Origin of the sequence: Paenibacillus antibioticophila, assembly GCF_000455265.1 — a bacterium.
Lineage (GTDB): Bacteria > Bacillota > Bacilli > Paenibacillales > Paenibacillaceae > Fontibacillus > Fontibacillus antibioticophila.
This window is the reverse complement of the sequence record NZ_HG005139.1, coordinates 898,554-916,474: the sequence shown is the minus strand read 5'-3', so window position 1 is coordinate 916,474 and position 17,921 is coordinate 898,554. Positions and strand designations below refer to the sequence as shown.

Annotated in this window: 19 protein-coding genes; 6 read left to right on the top strand and 13 right to left on the bottom strand. The window is 51.0% G+C overall.

The features are described from left to right. Together TX85_RS27270 and TX85_RS26990 are read left to right on the top strand one after the other, a co-directional pair. On the top strand, positions 1–407 hold a 407-nt coding region (locus TX85_RS27270; RefSeq protein WP_316244870.1), incomplete at its 5' end, for an RsmF rRNA methyltransferase first C-terminal domain-containing protein. 186 nt (positions 408–593) lie between these two features. Further along, positions 594–689, top strand: a complete 96-nt coding sequence (locus TX85_RS26990; protein ID WP_199558820.1) for a sporulation protein YjcZ — start codon at positions 594–596, stop codon at positions 687–689. An 80-nt stretch (positions 690–769) separates the two neighbouring features. Here the strand turns inward: TX85_RS26990 and TX85_RS04040 are convergent, their stop codons facing one another. The 6 genes from TX85_RS04040 to TX85_RS04015 form a co-directional block, all read right to left on the bottom strand. Beyond that, entirely contained in the window at positions 770–1,573 is an 804-nt protein-coding gene (locus TX85_RS04040; RefSeq protein WP_044479791.1) for a Cof-type HAD-IIB family hydrolase, read from the bottom strand. A gap of 53 nt (positions 1,574–1,626) precedes the next feature. Next, positions 1,627–2,418 carry a pseudouridine synthase gene (locus TX85_RS04035; protein WP_044477832.1) on the bottom strand — a complete coding sequence of 264 codons (792 nt, stop codon included), beginning with the start codon at positions 2,416–2,418 and terminating at the stop codon, positions 1,627–1,629. 3 nt (positions 2,419–2,421) lie between these two features. Then, the gene (locus TX85_RS04030; RefSeq protein ID WP_044479790.1) at positions 2,422–3,975 is read right to left on the bottom strand and encodes an RsmB/NOP family class I SAM-dependent RNA methyltransferase; all 1,554 of its coding nucleotides are present in this window, start codon (positions 3,973–3,975) and stop codon (positions 2,422–2,424) included. A gap of 102 nt (positions 3,976–4,077) precedes the next feature. After that, on the bottom strand, positions 4,078–4,554 hold the full coding sequence (locus tag TX85_RS04025) for a DUF309 domain-containing protein (RefSeq protein WP_044477831.1): 477 nt from the start codon (positions 4,552–4,554) through the stop codon (positions 4,078–4,080). Then, positions 4,544–5,359, bottom strand: coding sequence for a GTP pyrophosphokinase (locus tag TX85_RS04020; RefSeq protein WP_044477830.1), 816 nt, complete (start codon positions 5,357–5,359; stop codon positions 4,544–4,546). The genes TX85_RS04025 and TX85_RS04020 overlap by 11 nt, the downstream gene beginning before the upstream one ends. 30 nt (positions 5,360–5,389) lie before the next feature. Beyond that, positions 5,390–6,484, bottom strand: a complete 1,095-nt coding sequence (locus TX85_RS04015) for a quinone-dependent dihydroorotate dehydrogenase (protein ID WP_044477829.1) — start codon at positions 6,482–6,484, stop codon at positions 5,390–5,392. A 184-nt stretch (positions 6,485–6,668) separates the two neighbouring features. On the opposite strand from TX85_RS04015, the gene TX85_RS27910 reads away from it, so the two are divergent. Beyond that, positions 6,669–6,803 carry a hypothetical protein gene (locus tag TX85_RS27910; protein WP_262362610.1) on the top strand — a complete coding sequence of 45 codons (135 nt, stop codon included), beginning with the start codon at positions 6,669–6,671 and terminating at the stop codon, positions 6,801–6,803. Positions 6,804–6,965: 162 nt separating this feature from the next. Here TX85_RS27910 and TX85_RS04010 read toward each other — a convergent pair whose 3' ends face one another. From TX85_RS04010 to TX85_RS04000, 3 genes are all read right to left on the bottom strand, one after another. Beyond that, on the bottom strand, positions 6,966–8,408 hold the full coding sequence (locus TX85_RS04010) for a L,D-transpeptidase (RefSeq protein WP_044477828.1): 1,443 nt from the start codon (positions 8,406–8,408) through the stop codon (positions 6,966–6,968). A 137-nt stretch (positions 8,409–8,545) separates the two neighbouring features. Further along, complete coding sequence (locus tag TX85_RS04005) at positions 8,546–8,788, bottom strand: ferredoxin (protein WP_044477827.1); 243 nt, start codon at positions 8,786–8,788, stop codon at positions 8,546–8,548. Between the two features lie 132 nt (positions 8,789–8,920). Next, positions 8,921–10,207, bottom strand: a complete 1,287-nt coding sequence (locus TX85_RS04000) for a DNA polymerase IV (RefSeq protein ID WP_262362609.1) — start codon at positions 10,205–10,207, stop codon at positions 8,921–8,923. Positions 10,208–10,434: 227 nt separating this feature from the next. Between TX85_RS04000 and cimA the strand changes: the two genes are divergently transcribed. Beyond that, complete coding sequence (cimA, locus tag TX85_RS03995; RefSeq protein WP_044477826.1) at positions 10,435–12,054, top strand: citramalate synthase; 1,620 nt, start codon at positions 10,435–10,437, stop codon at positions 12,052–12,054. Between the two features lie 56 nt (positions 12,055–12,110). On the opposite strand, the gene TX85_RS03990 is transcribed toward cimA, so the two are convergent. The 4 genes from TX85_RS03990 to TX85_RS03975 form a co-directional block, all read right to left on the bottom strand. After that, the gene (locus tag TX85_RS03990; protein ID WP_044477825.1) at positions 12,111–12,698 is read right to left on the bottom strand and encodes a TlpA family protein disulfide reductase; all 588 of its coding nucleotides are present in this window, start codon (positions 12,696–12,698) and stop codon (positions 12,111–12,113) included. Between the two features lie 88 nt (positions 12,699–12,786). Next, positions 12,787–13,521, bottom strand: coding sequence for an exonuclease domain-containing protein (locus TX85_RS03985; protein ID WP_044477824.1), 735 nt, complete (start codon positions 13,519–13,521; stop codon positions 12,787–12,789). Further along, a complete protein-coding gene (locus tag TX85_RS03980) occupies positions 13,518–14,615 on the bottom strand; it encodes a DUF294 nucleotidyltransferase-like domain-containing protein (protein WP_044477823.1) in 1,098 nt (365 codons plus the stop codon). Before TX85_RS03980 ends, TX85_RS03985 begins: the two co-directional genes overlap by 4 nt. 20 nt (positions 14,616–14,635) lie before the next feature. Then, positions 14,636–16,048: an ammonium transporter gene (locus tag TX85_RS03975; protein ID WP_044477822.1), complete on the bottom strand. Its 1,413-nt coding sequence runs from the start codon at positions 16,046–16,048 to the stop codon at positions 14,636–14,638. A gap of 281 nt (positions 16,049–16,329) precedes the next feature. Here TX85_RS03975 and TX85_RS03970 point away from each other — a divergent pair, with 281 nt between their 5' ends. Continuing rightward, positions 16,330–16,767, top strand: a complete 438-nt coding sequence (locus TX85_RS03970) for a MerR family transcriptional regulator (RefSeq protein WP_044479788.1) — start codon at positions 16,330–16,332, stop codon at positions 16,765–16,767. 51 nt (positions 16,768–16,818) lie between these two features. Beyond that, on the top strand, positions 16,819–17,499 hold the full coding sequence (locus tag TX85_RS03965; protein ID WP_044477821.1) for a zinc metallopeptidase: 681 nt from the start codon (positions 16,819–16,821) through the stop codon (positions 17,497–17,499). The last annotated feature ends 422 nt before the right edge of the window (positions 17,500–17,921 follow it).

The window sequence follows — 17,921 nt, the reverse complement described above, 5'->3', positions numbered from 1 at the left end:
TGGACAGCGGCCGCCTGCGCGGGGAGCCGGTGCTCTTCGGCGAGGCGCTCTACCTGCTGCCGCGCGGCAAGGAATTGGTCCTGACGGCAGAGAGGCTATCAGGACTGAAGGTGCCCCGAGCCGGGCTTGAGCTCGGCGAGCTGCGCAAAGGGCGCTTCCAGCCCGCGCATGCGCTTGCGATGGCTGCCCGGGCCGAATCAGCGGCACAGCACTGGATGCTGGACGCTGATTCGGCCGAGACGGCAGCCTTCCTGCACGGCGAGACGCTGGCTGTGACGCCTGAGCTGCGCGGCTGGTGCCTTGTCACCCTGCGCTGCGGCGACGAGAGCTTCCCGCTCGGCTGGGGCAAAGCCAGCGGCGGTCAACTCAAGAATCATTTGCCAAAAGGACTGCGGCGGCCGCAGTGAAACTTGTTGCTGCCCCGGATTGTCAAAGCGCGTGCTTCGTGCTTCGTACTTCGCGCCTCTGCTGTCCGCATATTCCCGATTTGCCGGAACAGGGCACCTATCCATACCTGCTACGCCCTCTCGGCATATGATACGGTATCCCGCTGTGAACGGGATCTTGATCCATATGATGAGGGAGGAATAACAATGGGTGAAGTATATGGCGGCGGCTTCACGTCGACGGGAGCTATTCTGGTGCTCTTTATCCTGCTCGTTATCATTTCCCGCGCACTGGTTCTCTAAATAGAATCGCGGCGATCAACAAAAAGGGGCTGTCCCGCAGATCTCGGATCTGACGGGATGCCCCCTTTTGCCATCTTCTTCTAATTCCCCAGGCAATATTTCTCCAGGGCCAGCTTAACGCCCTCTTCATTGTTAGTTGCAGTAACGGCTTGAGCAGCCGCTTTGACCTCAACCGGAGAATTATCCATCGCTATGCCAAGACCGGCATAAGTCAGCATCGACAGGTCATTATAATAGTTGCCGATAGCCATCACCTGCTCCGCTTGAAGTCCGCGCTTCTCGGCAAGCTTCTTTAGCGCCGCCCCCTTGGAGGATTCCTTGTGCATAATATCGATGAAAAAATCGCCACTGCGCAAAATATTAAACTCCGGCGCCCAGACGCTCCAATCCGACTGCACCTGATCCAGTTGCTGCATATCAGCGGTAAGCGTCATCTTGACGATCGGCTCGGAGAACTCCTCCCAGGCTGGCAAATCCAGCGGGTCAATCAGGAAGCGGTGATAGAGATCAAGCGCCTCCTGGCTCAGCCCCGGTGCATTCGGCACATAGACCGAGAAGGTCGTGTTCACATCATAGTGAATCCCGTGTTCCCGACAATATTCGATATAGGGATTCAAGCCTTGAGGAGTCATGCCGAACTCATGAACGATCCTCTCGTCCCGGGTACCTACAGTTGCCGCGCCGTTATGCGTAATCACATAACCATTCAGTCCCATTTTCTGCATATAGGGAATGGAGCTGAACGGTGCCCGTCCGGTACACAGGACGAACTCAACACCTTGTCCGGCCAAGGCTTGAATAGTCTCCACCGTTCCTGCACTAATCTCATGATCGTCATTCAGCAATGTTCCGTCCATATCCAATGCAATCAGTTTGAATTTCATCTCCATCCTGACACCTCTCCTTGTCCTTCCGTGTTATGATCTATAGTTTTTTTCTATGCCTTTCCGGTGCTGAAAAGCCGGCTTTTTGAGCTTGCGCTATAAGAACGAAGGGACTCCAGCTCCGGCGCCAGCAGCTCGCGAAAAGCTCCCTTTGGCAATGCTTCATCCAGTTCGAGCGGCCCCATGGAAATCCGCTTCAGATAGGTCACTCGGGAACCGACTGCTTCCAGCATCCGTTTAACCTGATGGTACTTTCCCTCCGAGATCGTCAGCGCAATACGGGTGCTCGGACTTCCGTCCGCAGCGGTCCCCCTGCTTACTACCCGCATTTCAGCAGGAAGCGTCATATATCCGTCATCCAGCTCCACGCCTGCGGCGAATTGCCGGGCTTCCTTCTCACCTATTTCTCCTGCACAATCAGCGAGATAGGTCTTGGGGACATGCTTTCTCGGAGAGAGGAGCTCATGGGCAAGCTGACCATCATTCGTCAGCAGCAGCAGTCCTTCGGTATCCTTATCCAGTCTTCCTACAGGAAAGGGATTGAACACCCTTAACTCATCGGGCAGCAGGTCCAGAACCGTGCGATCGCGCGCATCCTCCGTTGCAGAGATCACGCCTGGCGGCTTGTGCAGCATGATATAAATAAACTCACGATAGACAACGGCCTCGCCATCAAATTCAATCCGGTCCAAGCTAGGGTCACTTTGCAGTCCGCTGTCTTTGATTACTGTTCCATTGACGGTGATTCTGCCTTGCTTGACCCACTTTTTGATCTCTGACCGGGAGCCATAGCCAAGATGCACCAGCATCTTGTCAATCCGTTGTGTCTTCTTGCCCTCTGCCATGAATTAAGTCCACCTCCATCCGGCCGGATATTCATTCTTGATCATGCCGTCCTGCCATTTTCCCCAGCCAAGCGGATAGCCGCTCACCGTGATCAGCACATACCCCTTGGGTTGAAGACCGGAAGACCTAACGACTCTTGCTTCAGGTATTTCCAGGGTTTCTCCCTTCAAATAGCGGACGGCTTCTCCTTGCTCTATTGAAAGGTCTGCCCTCCGTTTAGCTTCGTCACTCCGGAGCCCCAACGCCAACGGGTGGCCCGGATGAAAGCGTCCGTGACTGACTGTTCCGACATACCATCCCGGTCTGACAACCTTTAAACCCTTCAGCCTGTCCTTCGGTAACGGAGATATATAGACATGTCCACCGAAAAGGACTGCATGCCCTTGCGGCGCTGCTAATAAGTGATTCGCAGCAAAATCCAGCCAGCCCTTCAACAGCTCCTGTTCATGATCGTCCTGGCTGTTTGAATGACGCTGATGACGCGGCTTTTCTTTTCGCTTCCCCTTGCGAGGCGCCTCCTTCAAGAACTCTTCCTCTTGCTTGAAGGAGCTGCCTCGCAAGGGTTCTACCGCTTCCGATTGCTTGAGGGACATCTCTTCTGCAGTCAGGTGCTGCCCCTGATGCCTGAGCACAGCAAGAAAGTGTCCTTCCCCGTCGATTCGATGCGGCCACAGTCGCCCGCACCCGGCCGTTTGATCCCCAAGCTCCGGATTTGAGACTGCCAGAGGATGGGTCAACCAATCCGGATGTCCGGGCTGAAAGCCAGGCTTCAGCTTCAGCGGGACCACCTCAAAATCGGGGTTCTCAAGCAAAAACTCAAAGATCCGATCCTCATTTTCCTCGGGCGAGAAGGTGCAGGTGGAGTAGACAATCATTCCGCCGGGAGCCAACAATTGCGCAGCCACGCGCAAAATGTCTTGCTGCATTAAAACACATTTTTGTACGGAATGACGCTCCCACTGGCGAGCCATATCCTCATCCTTACGGAACATCCCTTCCCCCGAGCATGGGGCATCAATAAGTATTTTATTAAAATAATGTGGAAAGCTTCGTGCAATTGCCTCTGGTGTCTCATTCAAGACCACTGCGTTTCGAATTCCGTACAGCTCTATATTTTTAGCCAATGCCTTCGTTCGGTCCGCGCTGATATCATTCGTAACCAGTACCCCTTCCCCCTGCAGCTTGGCTGCAATCTGGGTCGACTTGCCGCCTGGCGCAGCGCACAAATCCAGTACCCGGTCCCCAGGCTGAATATCCAATACCTCTACCGGCGCCATCGCACTCGGCTCCTGAATATAGTACAGGCCTGCATGATAGTACGGATGCTTGCCCGGTTTCAATCCTTCATCGACATAAAATCCGGATTCACACCAAGGTATACTGCGAAGTTCAAATGGAGACAGCTTACGAAAATCATCCACACTGATCTTTAGTGTGTTTACCCGAATACCGGCAAAGCGCGGTTTATTGTACGAAGACATAAATCGTTGAAATTCTTCTTCTCCCAAAAGGGCGTTCATTCTGTTGAGAAATTCTAGCGGCAATTGCAGCGCCATCGCATCGCATCCCATCCATTTCTAATTGTTCTGGGCCTTGTCCGGCCCTCCGATATTATAACATAAAATGCAGCCCGCCCTACGGGCAAGCTGCATCCTTATTCATTCCTTCCGCTGTTTGGCTGCTTCCCTGGCTTCATGCTTGGCTCCCCGCTGCGGGCCTCGCCGCTGGGGGACATTAGGGGCCAGCTCTGCGGCTGCAGTCTCTACAGCCTGAATCAGCTCTTGGTCAAGCAGCTCGATGCGCAGATCATAGTACTCGAACGGAGCCGTCTCGAAATCGTCGAGCTTCCAGGCATATTCGAGGGCCGATTGGCGAAGCTTGCCCAGATCAATCCCCAGACACGTTGCCGGATAAGGGCCTAACTTCTCCGCAGCCGAGTGAAGCATTTTTCTCCCGCCGATGATGTTGCCGTTCCGAAAATGATAGAGCCCTACCGCAACCTGAAGCAGTCCTTTATATAAAGGATCTTTGTCCCGCTCCAGCCATAGCTCCTCCAGAACCTCATGGCATTCGAAGTAGTCCTGATCCCGATTGAAATAGATTAGATACGCCACATAGAGCGGCTCATAGCTCATCCCCGGGCTCCTCCACTTTTTTCTTTGATTTGATCAGCGCTTTGACCTCGGCAAGCTGCTCCTTCATTCCCTCCATATCATGATTCTCCCACAGAATGTTGAACTTCTCCTGCGCTTCAATAGCTTCCGTGACAAGGTGGAAAAAGTACAGCTGATGGATGCTCATAAGCAGCTTGGATACAATGTTGGAGTCATCCTCGAAGCTCTTCTGGGCAATCAATATCTCCTGCCGGATACTGGACATCTCATTGTCGAGTACGAAAGCCGCTTCCGCTGCCTTCTTCAGCCGCTTTCTCATATCATCCGGGAGGCTCTCTTTATATTTGTAATTCAGAGAATGCTCGATGGTTGCCCAAAAGTTCATAGCCAGTGTACGGATCTGAATCTCGGCCAGAACGTGTTTTTGACCAAGCGATGTCTGAACGGGGTATTCGATAATCATATGGAAGCTCCGATAGCCGCTGTCCTTGTAATTCGTAATATAATCCTTCTCATAGACGACCCTGAGGTCCTTCCGCGTCCGAATATACTCCGCCACCCTGCGGATATCCTCCACAAACTGGCACATGATGCGGATGCCCGCAATATCCTCGATTCCCGTCTCCAATTCACTCATCGGCACCTGAAGCCTCTTCGACTTATCCAGGATACTGGATATCTTCTTGACTCTGCCGGTAACGAATTCAATCGGCGAATATTCCTCCAGCTTTTTGAGCTCGGAGCGCATCGTTTTGAACTTCACTTTTAATTCTTCTACTGCTTGTTCATATGGAAGCAAAAAGGTTCCCCAATCTCTACTGTCCATTTCTGTTGTGCCTCCTGTCTTATCTCAGCGTCAGCGATGATCGGCTCCGACGGCCTCGGAAATATGCCTGTAACCGTCTTTACGAAGCAATTCCCCTAACTGACGATGCAACTTGCGGTTAATTTCCGGCCCTTCATAGATCAAAGCCGTATAAATTTCGACCAGGCTTGCACCGGCCTTAATCTTCTCATAAGCATCCTCTGCCGTGAAAATCCCGCCCGAGCCGATAATCGGCAGCTTTCCGTCCGTCTGCATATATATTTGGGAGATGATCTCCGTCGACTTCTTCTGGAGCGGCTTTCCGCTAAGTCCGCCCGTCTCGCCGGCATGAGCATGACTAAGCCCATCCCTTGCAAGCGTAGTATTAGTGGCAATTACGCCGGACACTCCGCTTCTGGCAATCGTATTGACCATATATTCCAGCTCCTGCGGGCTGACATCCGGAGCAATCTTGACCAGCACGGCCTTCTCTGCCCCGAAGTGTTCGGCCTGACTCTTCATCTCGGCCATAACCGCTTCAAGCAGAAGAGCCAGCTCGTTCCCATGCTGCAGATTGCGCAGATCAGGTGTATTTGGAGAACTGATATTAACGACAAAGAAATCAGCATAAGGGTAAAGTGCCGCGATGCACTTCTTATAATCCAAATGCGCTTCTTCATTGGGTGTGGCTTTATTCTTACCGATATTGACTCCGATCGGAACAGGCCTGAATTTCAGAGCAGCAAGCCGCTTGGCCATCTCTTCGGCTCCCAGATTATTGAATCCCATCCGATTGATCAGCGCCTCATCCGAAGGAAGCCTGAACAGTCGGGGCTTAGGATTTCCAGGCTGTGCAAGGGGCGTTACGGTGCCGACCTCCATGAAGCCAAATCCGATCGATGAGAAGCCCTTCACGGCTTCTGCATTTTTATCCAGACCGGCAGCCAGACCGATCGGAGAAGGAAAGTCCACTCCGAACAAGCGGCTTGACATTCGGGAATCTCCAGAAATGCCGTACATTTTACGAAGAAGAGGAATCATTCCGGGAATTTGAGCTGATCTATGTAATCCGCCGATCACCAAATGATGGGCTTGCTCCGGATCCAGTTTAAAAAATATAGGTTTCCCCAAACGGCGATACAGCACTCTACACACACTCCGATCTAGTTCGAACTATACTCCATATTCAGTTTAGCGGTTTCCGCTGGAAAAGAAAAGTTCACATCCGTACGACTGTTCTTTTTCTGTATATGGAAATTTGCTGTGAAAGCCGTTACAATAAGGCTAGGCACGATCAAGTAACCGTATTCAATGAGGGGGGGGAATCGCTATGTCAACCAAACGCAAGGCACCGGCTATCCAGCACAAGAACCAGGAACAAGTCAACAAGAAGGCGCTTATCTGGACAGGTTCCGTCACTGCCGCTCTGATCGTCGTCGTCTCGCTGATTATTATCTTCCTGTAGGGGTCAGCTTTTGATCACGAAGAGTCTCAAGAGGTTGATTCGACGTCGAATCTTGCGTTCACCCTCGAAGTCCGGTACTCATGTAGGGTTTGCCTACATTCCGTTCCTCCTTCTTCAGGTTCACGCAACCTTCTCGGTGCTGAAAAGCTGACTTTTTGAACTCTAATTCAACCAACGATATGTCCGATGGGGATTGGTCTGATTCTGGCGGTGCTTAAGCTCAAAGCGCTGTTCATGCTGCGGCTCCAGCTTTGGAAGAATCCCCTTCTTAATCGTTACCTTGGTTCCCTTCGGAATCATATCGAATAATTCCTCCACATCCTCTTTATCCATGCGAATACAGCCCAAGGACTCATCCTTGCCGATACTGTCCGGATCATCCGTACCATGGATCGCATAATCGGTATCCGAGAGCTGCATTCCTCTGCTCCCAAACTCTCCATTATCCCTGCCGTTTGGATTCACCACTTTATCTGATATTTGAAAAGAGCCTTCGGGCGTTCTCTCTCCACCCAATCCCACCTTGTAAGTCCGCAGAATCGTCTTCCCGCTCACCACGGCAAGCTGATGGCTCGCCGGATCCACAAGCACCTCAATCGGTTCCGTGAAGAAAGGCTCCCCTGCCAATAGAGCTGCCCCTTGCCCTGAACCATTACCTGCCTCCGGGCTTACTCCGTCTCCATCCGCTTCTCCAGAGCTTTCGGATAGCCCCTTCAGCTCTGCGAGCAGCGGAACAAAGGCCTGTTCCATGATTGCATTGCTGCCGGCAAGCCAATTACCGGGGAACTCCCCTGTCAGATCACTCAGCTGTTCCGGCCATTCTCCCCGGCTCTGCTTGAAATGCCGCATCGCGGACATCAGCACGGCCAGCGATTCTTGACGCTCAATCCAATCCGGAGCATCGGTCTGCAGTTGTCCAGGCTCTGGAGGATCACAATCACAAGCCTCCGGATCAAATGACTGTACGGTGATCTTCCCTTGACCAGGATACTTGTCGATTGTGTAGACAACAGGCATGCTTCTCGACCAGAGCGCCCATATGCCTGCAGTGTCCATCCCCAGCACCGCCTGCTGTCCGGAAATAGTTGAGCTTGTCCCCTTCTGACTTTCTTCCAGTAAGCTTGCCAGGCCCGCTTGCCTTGATGAAGGGTCGTTGAAATAGCGCTGCGCTGTAAAACCGGGCACAGAGCTGACCGCTTGCTCCTCGGGCTCGGTAGCTGCATTTGCTTCTTCCTCTTCCTGTACTGGTAAGGGGGCTGTATTCACCAGGTCCGCAGACGTTGACGTTGTTCTGCCCGGCGCTTGTACTTGAGGCAGCGTGGCAAGCAGGAGGATCATCAGTGCAAGAAACGCCCTTCTCCATCGCCGCTTGTTTTTCTCCTTGCGCTTCGATTCCTGGAGCAGATTTTCCTGATACTCTTGCCACAGATCAGCGGGCACCTTGCTCGCCTCGAACGCCTCGTATACGCTCCCTGCCTGAATGTAACAGTAGTGAGCCTTCCCCTCCTGTCCGGATGCTTCATATTCTTTACCCAGTAAATACCAGGCCATATTATTGTCGGGATGATTGCGTACATATTTTTTAAGATAAGAGGAGTTATTCATCTTGGCCTCCGCGCTTCACCGAATTGTAAACCCACTATATAAGTATATCGGCAGCAAAAAGTCTGATGATGAACAAAAATCCCCCGCAGATTCATGCAGGGGATTTTGCTGGTATGATTTAAGAATGGCTCGAGCAATCAGCCTTCTTTGTTAAACGGGCTATCCGCAATTTTGATAGAGTCGGTAGGACAGCCGTCGCAAGCATCCTGAAGATCTTCGAACATATCCTCCGGAATTGCCGTTACGCCGCGGTTGCCGTCATTCTCGAAAATAACTTCTGCCAATCCCTCATCATCGTAATCGTAAATATCCGGCGCCGTTGCGCCGCATGCGCCGCATGCAATGCAAGTATCCTTCTCTACCCAAGTATATTTAGCCATTTAATCTGCCTCCTGAATAAACGGAACAAGTCCGGTGCTTAGTTTGTGACCAAGTTCAATATAATATAAAAAACGTTTGATTTCAATGCAATTTCCACATCATTCCTATTCCCAAAAAGCAAGATTTCCTGATTATTCCCCCGGTTCCTTCAGAAAATCCCTCTGTAACGAAGTACCCCGAATCTTATGATTCCGAATCAGGGCGGAGGGATCTTCGGTCAGCATGCCTGCGGTTAATACGGCACCTTCACCAAATTTATCCCGCAGCAAATCCATCGTTTTGGTTAGCGCTTCTTTCTTGGGCTGCTCGCTATAATCAAATAAATCCAGTTGAAGAGCAGAATCTTCTTTATCAACAAGATTTTGCAAAGTGATGCCAAGAAGCCGTACCGGCCGCTCGCTTTTCCAGTGCTTATGATACAAGTCGCATGCCTCTCGGTATACTTCGTCCATTCGGTCAGTCACCGTCTCCAGGCTCTTGGAACGCGTAATGGTCCGCATATCCGGAGTTCTTATTGTAATCTGAACCGTCTGCGCCATCATCCGTTGCCTGCGCAGCCTGCGCGTTACCTGATCGGCAAGATTCAAAAACACCCGATGGATATCCTGAATATCAGTCAAATCCTTCGGAAGGGTGGTGGTATGACCGACTGACTTATTCTTCTCCCGGTCATCTTTGACCGGAGAATCATCAAGCCCGTTGGCAGCCTGCTTCATCCAGCTTCCGGCAATGCCGAACCGCTGAACCAACATATTCTCATCCGCCGCTGCCAGTTGACCGATCGTATGAATCTGGAGCTTTTTCAGCTTCTCGGCTGTCTTCCTGCCGATACCGAACATTTCCTGGCAAGGTCTGCCCCAAAGGATTTCCGGCACGTCTCTGATCCGCAATACGGTAAGCCCATTCGGCTTCTTCATATCAGAGGCCATCTTGGCAAGAAGCTTATTCGGCGCAATTCCAATCGAGCAGGGAAGGCCCAGCTCTTCCCTGATTCGTGTCTGGATTTCGCGCGCGATGTCCAGAGGCGTTCCGAATTGTCTGGAGCCGGTAATATCCAGATAGCATTCATCAATAGAAACCGCCTGCAGCAATGGCGAATAGCTGTACGCAATATCCATGAAGGCTCGGGAATACTTCCGATATAAATGGAAGTCAGGCTGGATCACAACCAGCTCCGGGCATTTCTTCAGCCCCTGGCTTACCGTCATTCCTGTAGACACACCCAGCCTGCGGGCGGCATAGGAGCAAGTGACAATTACGCCCTTTCGCAACTCCACGCTTCCCGCTACCGCCGTAGGGATGCCTTTATACTTTTCCGGTTCATCCGCCTCATGCACCGAGCAGTAAAATGCGTTCATATCAATATGAAGCACAACTCTTCCCCGAGACGGATAATATTCATCAACTGTACCTTCCACAGGCTCCGAGACCGCCCTTCGTATTGTTCTTATAAAGGTTGTTCAAAAAGTCAGCTTTTGAACACGTACTCATAGTATCAGCATACCTCCGGGCAGGAAATGCGGTCAATAACCCCTATGTAAAATCCCAAAAAGCGTGTTACATTTAAAAAATTAAATGCTATAATATGAAATTATACAAATCGGGCCTTATACTAACAGACATCCAAAGGGGGATCCATTCCAACATGACAAAGGCATTATCCATCTTCGATACCACCTTGAGAGACGGCACCCAGGGTGAGGGCATCAGCCTTTCCGCCGACGATAAGCTCAAAATCGCCAAGAAGCTGGATGATTTAGGTGTTCATTACATTGAAGGCGGAATTCCCGGAAGCAACAATAAGGACATTGAGTTCTTCAAGCGTATCCGGGAGTATAAGCTGAATGCCAAAATCACAGCCTTTGGCAGTACCCGTAGGAAGGACAGCTTGGCGGAGCGTGACCCTAACCTGGCCAGAATTATCGATTCCGGCGTCTCGGTCGCTACCCTTGTCGGCAAATCATGGGACTTCCATGTGCATACCGCGCTTCAGACCTCGCTGGAAGAGAATCTGGCGATGATTTACGATTCCATTGCCTTTCTAAAGCGTAAAGGACTGGAAGTGATCTTCGATGCGGAGCATTTCTTCGACGGCTACAAGAAGAATCCGGAGTATGCTCTTTCCGTCATGCGTAAAGCCGAGGAAGCCGGCGCCGATTGGCTGGTGATGTGCGATACCAACGGCGGAACGATGCCACATGAGGTGCATGATATCGTAACTGTTCTGAAGGGGCAGGCAACAAGTGCCCGTGTCGGAATTCATACTCACAATGACTGTGAGCTGGCAGTTGCTAACGCGATCAGTGCGGTGCGCGCCGGTGCCGAGCAGATTCAAGGTACGATGAACGGCTATGGCGAACGCTGCGGCAACGCCAACCTTTGCTCGGTCATCCCGAATCTTCAACTCAAGCTTGGATACCAGGTGCTTGAGGAAGAGCAACTGCAGCAGCTCACGAACACTGCGCGCTATATCAGCGAGATCGCCAATGTGTATATGCCGGTCAATCAGCCTTATGTCGGCTCCGCAGCCTTTGCTCATAAAGGAGGAATCCACGTCTCGGCGATTTTGCGGGATTCAAGAACCTACGAGCATATTGCCCCGGAATTGGTCGGTAACCGCCAGCGTGTGCTGGTATCCGAACTGGCCGGCCAGAGTAATATTCTGTCCAAAGCCCAGCAGATGGGAATCCAGATCGATCCGGAACGGGAGAGCACGAGAGAGGTCATTAACAGAATCAAGGAGCTGGAGCATGAGGGCTATCAGTTCGAAGGTGCGGATGCTTCGCTGGAGCTTTTGCTCAGAGAAGCGAACGGTGATCTAAAGGAACTGTTCGTGTTTGAATCTTTTAAAATGCTGGTAGAGAAAATAGCAGGACGGCCTGTCACCTCCGAAGCGTTCGTCAAGCTAAAGATTGATGGGGCTAGCATCTTCACCGCTGCTGAAGGCAACGGTCCGGTAAATGCACTGGATAATGCGCTCCGTAAGGCGCTCATTACGTATTATCCGGGTCTCAAGGATATCCATCTTTCCGATTACAAGGTGCGGGTTCTGGATGATAAGGATGCGACAGCCTCCAAGGTTCGGGTTCTGATCGAATCCGGCAGCTTCGGTAATTCCTGGAGCACGGTCGGGGTCTCCGGCAATGTCATTGAGGCCAGCTGGGAAGCGCTTGTGGACAGCTTGCGTTATGCGCTGATCGGTCAGGCCAAGCGTGAGGATTATGTCGCCATCTCGTCCGATTCCCGAGGATTAGTCAATCATTAACAGTCGAATAAAAAGGTGCGCAGCATAAGTTCATTCCCGCTGCGCACCCTTTTTTATTACATCCATTTCTTAATTTTCGCTTCCAGCTCGTCCGGAGCTAACGTTCCTACAATCACATCCCGGATAATTCCGTCCTTGTCGATTAGCACATTGGTCGGAAATGCTACCCCGCCGAACTTTCTATAGATTTCCTCATCCTCATCAAGCAGCACCGGAAAGGTATAGTTGTACTCCTTCACAAATTGCTCCACCTGCTCAAGCTTATCGTACAATGTGACATTCACTGCATATAAGTCCAGGCTGTCCCGATAGCGTGATGCCAGGTCCACCAGATCAGGCGCCTCTTCCTTGCATGGATCGCACCAGGAAGCCCAAAAGTTAAGCAGCAGCACCTTATCTCTCGCTCCCCCCACCTCGTATCGGCTTCCATCCAGACCGGGCAAGCTGAAGGAAGGAGCCGGCGTACCCGGCTTTAGCGCATACTGCGCAGCCATCGATGTTAGGGAGGGCTCTTCCTTGGCTGCTTTCCCCGTAATTTTGCTCACCCAAGCAGCAACCGGAATTCTTCCAGCCTGGGCATGATCAACTACGATGCCTGCCAGCAGGATGAATGCAATCAACCATATCCAAGTATTTCTTTTCATCATCAGCTTCCTTATCCTTTATTAAGCATAAGCGATATTCAGCTTCTGACTCTATTGTACCCTGTTTCTTAAAATTTTTACAATTCAACTATTGCGTTTTACTGAGAAATACGTAGAGATCGCCCAGTGTAACGATCCCTCGCTCCCTCAATTTTTCAATCATCGAGATCCATAAGCCTGAAGTCATCCTGGAATCCTCAAGAGCATGATGCCTGCGGAGCAAAGGCACCTCGTACACGCGAAGCCAATCATCCAGCGAAGACAGCTTGCGCTCCGGCTCCAGCTTCTGGGCAATCATCATCGTATCCAGCACCCTGTGGCCCAGGTGCGCCTTCGTTGTCTTCCAGAGCGCAACATCAAGAAATGCTTTGTCATGAGCACTGCCATGTGCAATAAGCACTCTGTCATCGACAAATGACATGAAGTCCCGAAGCGTCTGCAACAAGCTCGGCGCCTCCAGTACCATCTCCTGTGTAATGCCCGTCAACTCCACGATGCGTTCCGGAATAGAGCATGCCGGCTTGCAGAGCGAGTAGAACTCCTCGCCGCTCGGTTGATTACCGTCGACTTTAACAGCCCCAAAAGAGATGATTTCATCCCCATAATGATAATGAAAGCCCGTTGTTTCCAGATCGAACACAGCGGTTTTCAGCTGATGAAGCGGAATATGCAGTGTCTCAGGTCTTCGTTGCCCCTTCGTCAGCGATCTTACGAAGGCAATTTGCTGGGCGCTGGGCGCTCCCAGCATTGACCCAAGGCGCGGCGTCCCTCCCCCTCTTAATGCCTCCCAAAATCCTCCGTTTCCCTTCATAGGCTCCTTCATAGCCATTTCCTCTCTCTATACCTTTGCTGTCTTTGTAAAGACCGGTACATCAGCCTTACCGTGCCGAGCGCCTCTCTCAGCTCCCGGCGGATTTCCTTTTGCTTAAGCAAGCTCTGCGGCAAATAGCCTGAACCGCTCTGTTCTCTCTCTCCGGCCTTGACAGCTGTTACCGAGCGGAGCCTGAGCGCTGTATCGAAGGCGGTTTGGCAGGATTCCACCCATCTAAAGGGAACCGCATCCAGTTGATTCAATTGAGACAGTCTGTCTATGGTTGAGGATGCATGGATACCATATTCCACCGCTAAATAGCGAACCGCGTTTACAATAGGAAGATATAATCCATACTTCACATCAAACTCGCCCGCATGCTCTCCGGCCTGCTCTGTAATCACCTGCCCGAGCACATTCAATGCTGCTTTGTGGCGGAGCGTATTCCGAAGCACGGCTGCAGGGAACGATTCCTGCCGAGCGGATTCCTGCTCAAAGAGGGCATACATCTCGTTTCTGACCCCTGCCGTCAAATCGGGATTCCCCGAAATATGCCGCAGATCTGCCGCAATCATCAAATAGCGAACCTGCTCCCAACCCGGTTCGTCTCTCCAGGAAGCAAGCTGACGAGACCATTCAAGGGATGTCTTTCTCCACAGCGGATTCGTAACCATCACATTTCCGGGGCAAGGGGGATATCCCGCCATTTCCAGAATTGCTGACAGCCGTTTGCCAAACAACTCGAAGTAGTGATGCACTTCCTCATTTTCCAGATCATGATCAGCTAATATGAGTCCGTTATCCTGGTCGCTCCCCAGCGTCTGTTCTCTTCTGCCGGCACTGCCAAATACAACAAACGCATAATCAGCAGGAGGAGAGCCGAAGCCCTCCTCAACCAACTGCTGCTCGCACAATACTGCCGCTTGCTTCATAACAGCATCGTGCATTTCGCCGACCTTTTGATTCCATTTCTCTATATGGAGTGATGCAAACTGGTCCAGGAGACCGTCCTGCATTTGCATCCGAACCGATCGCAACATCTCCGGGGATGCAGCCGACATGATCCTTTGAAGACTGGAATGGCTCGCGGCCGTATCATAGCTCATAAGCCGGCTCCCTTTCTATCTTAAGATACGTGGTTGGCGGATGGCTTAACCGAAGAAGTCTCTTGCTGAAGCAGACTCATTTGCTCCGGATAGCCGTAAGTGCCATGCTCGCTGATATCCAGCCCCATCATTTCCTCTTCTTCTGTCACTCGCAAGCCCATCAGTACCTTCATGCCCCCAAGAATAATGAATGAGACGGCCAATACGAAGGCAAATGTACCGATAACCCCCAGCAATTGCACACCAAGCTGTCCGAAGCCTCCACCATAGAGTAAACCAGCTGTACCTACTCCTGTTGTCTCTGCAAGCTCAGGTGTTGCAAACAACCCGGTTGAAACGGCACCCCATATACCGGCAATACCGTGAACAGAGAAGGCATAGATAGGATCATCAATTCCAGCACGCTCGAACCATCTTGCTGTAAAGAAGGTAAGAACGCCCGCTACTGCACCAATGACGATTGAAGCCCATGCATCGACGAAAGCACAAGCACCTGTAATTGCTACGAGTGCTGCCAGAACACCGTTCAGCATGCTTGGTATATCCGATTTGCCCATAACCGCCCAAGAGATTAGAAGTGCGGCCACCGCCCCTGCTGCTGCAGCGAGATTCGTCGTTGTCAGGACATAACCGAAGAATCCGTCGCCAAGCGGTGTCAATGCACTGCCTGGGTTAAACCCAAACCATCCGATCCAGAGAATAATGACACCGAGCACCGTCAACACCTGATTATGCCCAGGAATGCTGTTCGGCTTGCCATCCTTATTGTACTTGCCAAGACGCGGCTTTAACAGGATCGTTGCAACCAAGGCAGCGGTTGCACCGGTTAAATGAACTACAGTGGAACCGGCATAATCCTGCATCCCCAACGCGCCAAGCCAGCCTCCGCCCCATACCCAGTGCGCTACGATCGGGTAAATCAACCCTACGAACAAGACACCGAATACAATGTAAACGCTAAGTTTGGCCCGTTCAGCCATCCCTCCGCAAGCGATCGCAAGCGATACTGCAGCGAATGCCATTTGAAACAGAAACATCAGATTCAAAGGAACTCCGATTTCAGAAAATACACTGAAGGATCCAATGGCACTATCACCGCCAAAAAGGAAGCCTGTTGTCCCAAGAAAGCTATTGCCGTCTCCAAAGGCAAACGCGAAGCCCAATGCCCACCATACAATGACAGTGATTCCGAGGGTTAATACGGTCTTGCCTGCTACGTGTCCGGCGTTCTTCATTCTTACTGTTCCGGCTTCCAGAAGCGCAAAGCCCGCTTGCATAAAGAACACCAGCATGGCAGCTACAAAGACAAACAAGGAATTCAATCCAAGCTCCAGCACGGCCGTTGTAACCTCTCCCTCTGCAGCAAATGCAGATACCGGAAAAGCAAATGCTCCGATTGCCGCTAACATCCCATACAACCACTTCTTCTTCATAAGACCCTCTCCCCAATGTTAAGTTTCCTAACACAAATTAAAATGTTAAGGTGATTATATGGCTGAAGGCACTAAAAACACAATAGATTTTTCAGAAAAAAGCAAGAAAGTGCAAATTATATAGCACGCAGTATAAATAACTTTACATACCATGTTAGATATATTGATTTTCATTCTAAAGCCGCTTATTTTTAGAAAGTATGACGTTTGACTGTACGGTTATAGTTTTGTATCATTATCCAATAGTAAGCAATCCATATGTACGGGAAAGGAGTGGTCTGATTGGAGTAGCGAAACTCTATCGAATCGGTGAACTTGCGAAGGCGGCAGAGGTGAGCGAGCGCACCATAGACTACTACACCAAGCTGGGGCTGATCCGTCCGGAGACAAGAACACAGACCAACTACCGGCTTTACAGTTCTGAAACCTTGCTTCGCCTGACACGTATTAATGAAATGAAGCGGGAAAAGTACTCGCTTGAAGAAATCCGGGAAAAGCTAAAGCAGTGGGAAAAGTTAACCGGCGAGGAAGTAACCGAGAAGCTTAGTGCGCTAGAAATCCATATGCAGCAGCTGGAACGCGAGGTGAAGGAGCTTCAACCAATCATTTCCAAATTATCGCCAAATCAAGCCAAACGGGCTTTTGCCGAGCTGATGCCGCAGAGTCTGGCTTGTATTGAGGCTTTGCGTATTATTCTAAATCAGGGTCCCTTTAGCTGAGAGATATTTGCAGTAGATGAAAATAACGATTATTTGACGGAGGAATGCAAAATGTACTCAGATGTTATGCTTATTCCAATACTGCTGGCATTCGGACTTTCGCTCTGGGCACAATTCCGGGTGTCCGGCACATTTAAAAAATGGGCCAAGGTTCCTAATATGTACGGCCTTACCGGTCAACAAGCGGCCCGTCGCATGCTTGACTCCAACGGTCTGTACGATGTACCGATTGAACCGGTACGAGGCACGCTGACCGACCATTACGATCCGATCAAACGGGTTGTACGTCTGTCGGAACCGGTCTACTACGAGAATTCGATCTCGGCTGTATCTGTCGCTTGTCACGAGGTTGGTCATGCCATTCAGCATAAAGAATCTTATCCGATGCTTGTTCTCAGACACCGCATGTTCCCGATTGTTAACTTCGCCTCAGGCGTAGCTCCCTTTCTTTTGCTCGCCGGCTTCTTGTTCGGCGCATTCAATCTGATCGGGCTCGGGATCATCTTCTTCTCGGCTGCCGTATTGTTCCAGCTGGTTACGCTGCCGGTAGAATTTAATGCAAGCAGCCGCGCTCGAAAAATTATGCTCCAGCAGGGCTTTATTAGCCAGACAGAAGAACGCGGCGTTGCCAAGGTACTGAACTCAGCTGCATTGACTTATGTCGCAGCCGCATTGGTGTCCTTGTTGGAACTGCTTCGCTATGTTCTCATCTTTACGAACAATCGAGATTAAGGTATGCACATGCGACATATAAGCATACACGCGCAATAGCTGAAAAAAGTTAAACATCAGAGGGCGAATTAGATGGGGCAACGTGTGAAGTGTACCTACGATCGCTGTTGTTCGCGGATTTCCTCTATTGGACTAAGTTCTAACAAGGGAGAAATCCGCGAACAAAGGCGAACGCTCCGCTTCTTCACAACCCTTCACACTTATGCCCTGATTACTTCGCCTTACAGTTCAACTACACTGCAGTTTGCACATGGCGCTGCACTGCAAGCTTGTTGCATGCGGCAATGCGGCATGCAAAGACTACTGCAAAGTCTTATATCTACCAATGTTAGCTTATGCAATTGGTTTTCCACATGACGACCACCCCTCCCGACTGGGATTCCAGTCTTGCTCCGAACATCCCTCGCCCCTCTCGAACAATT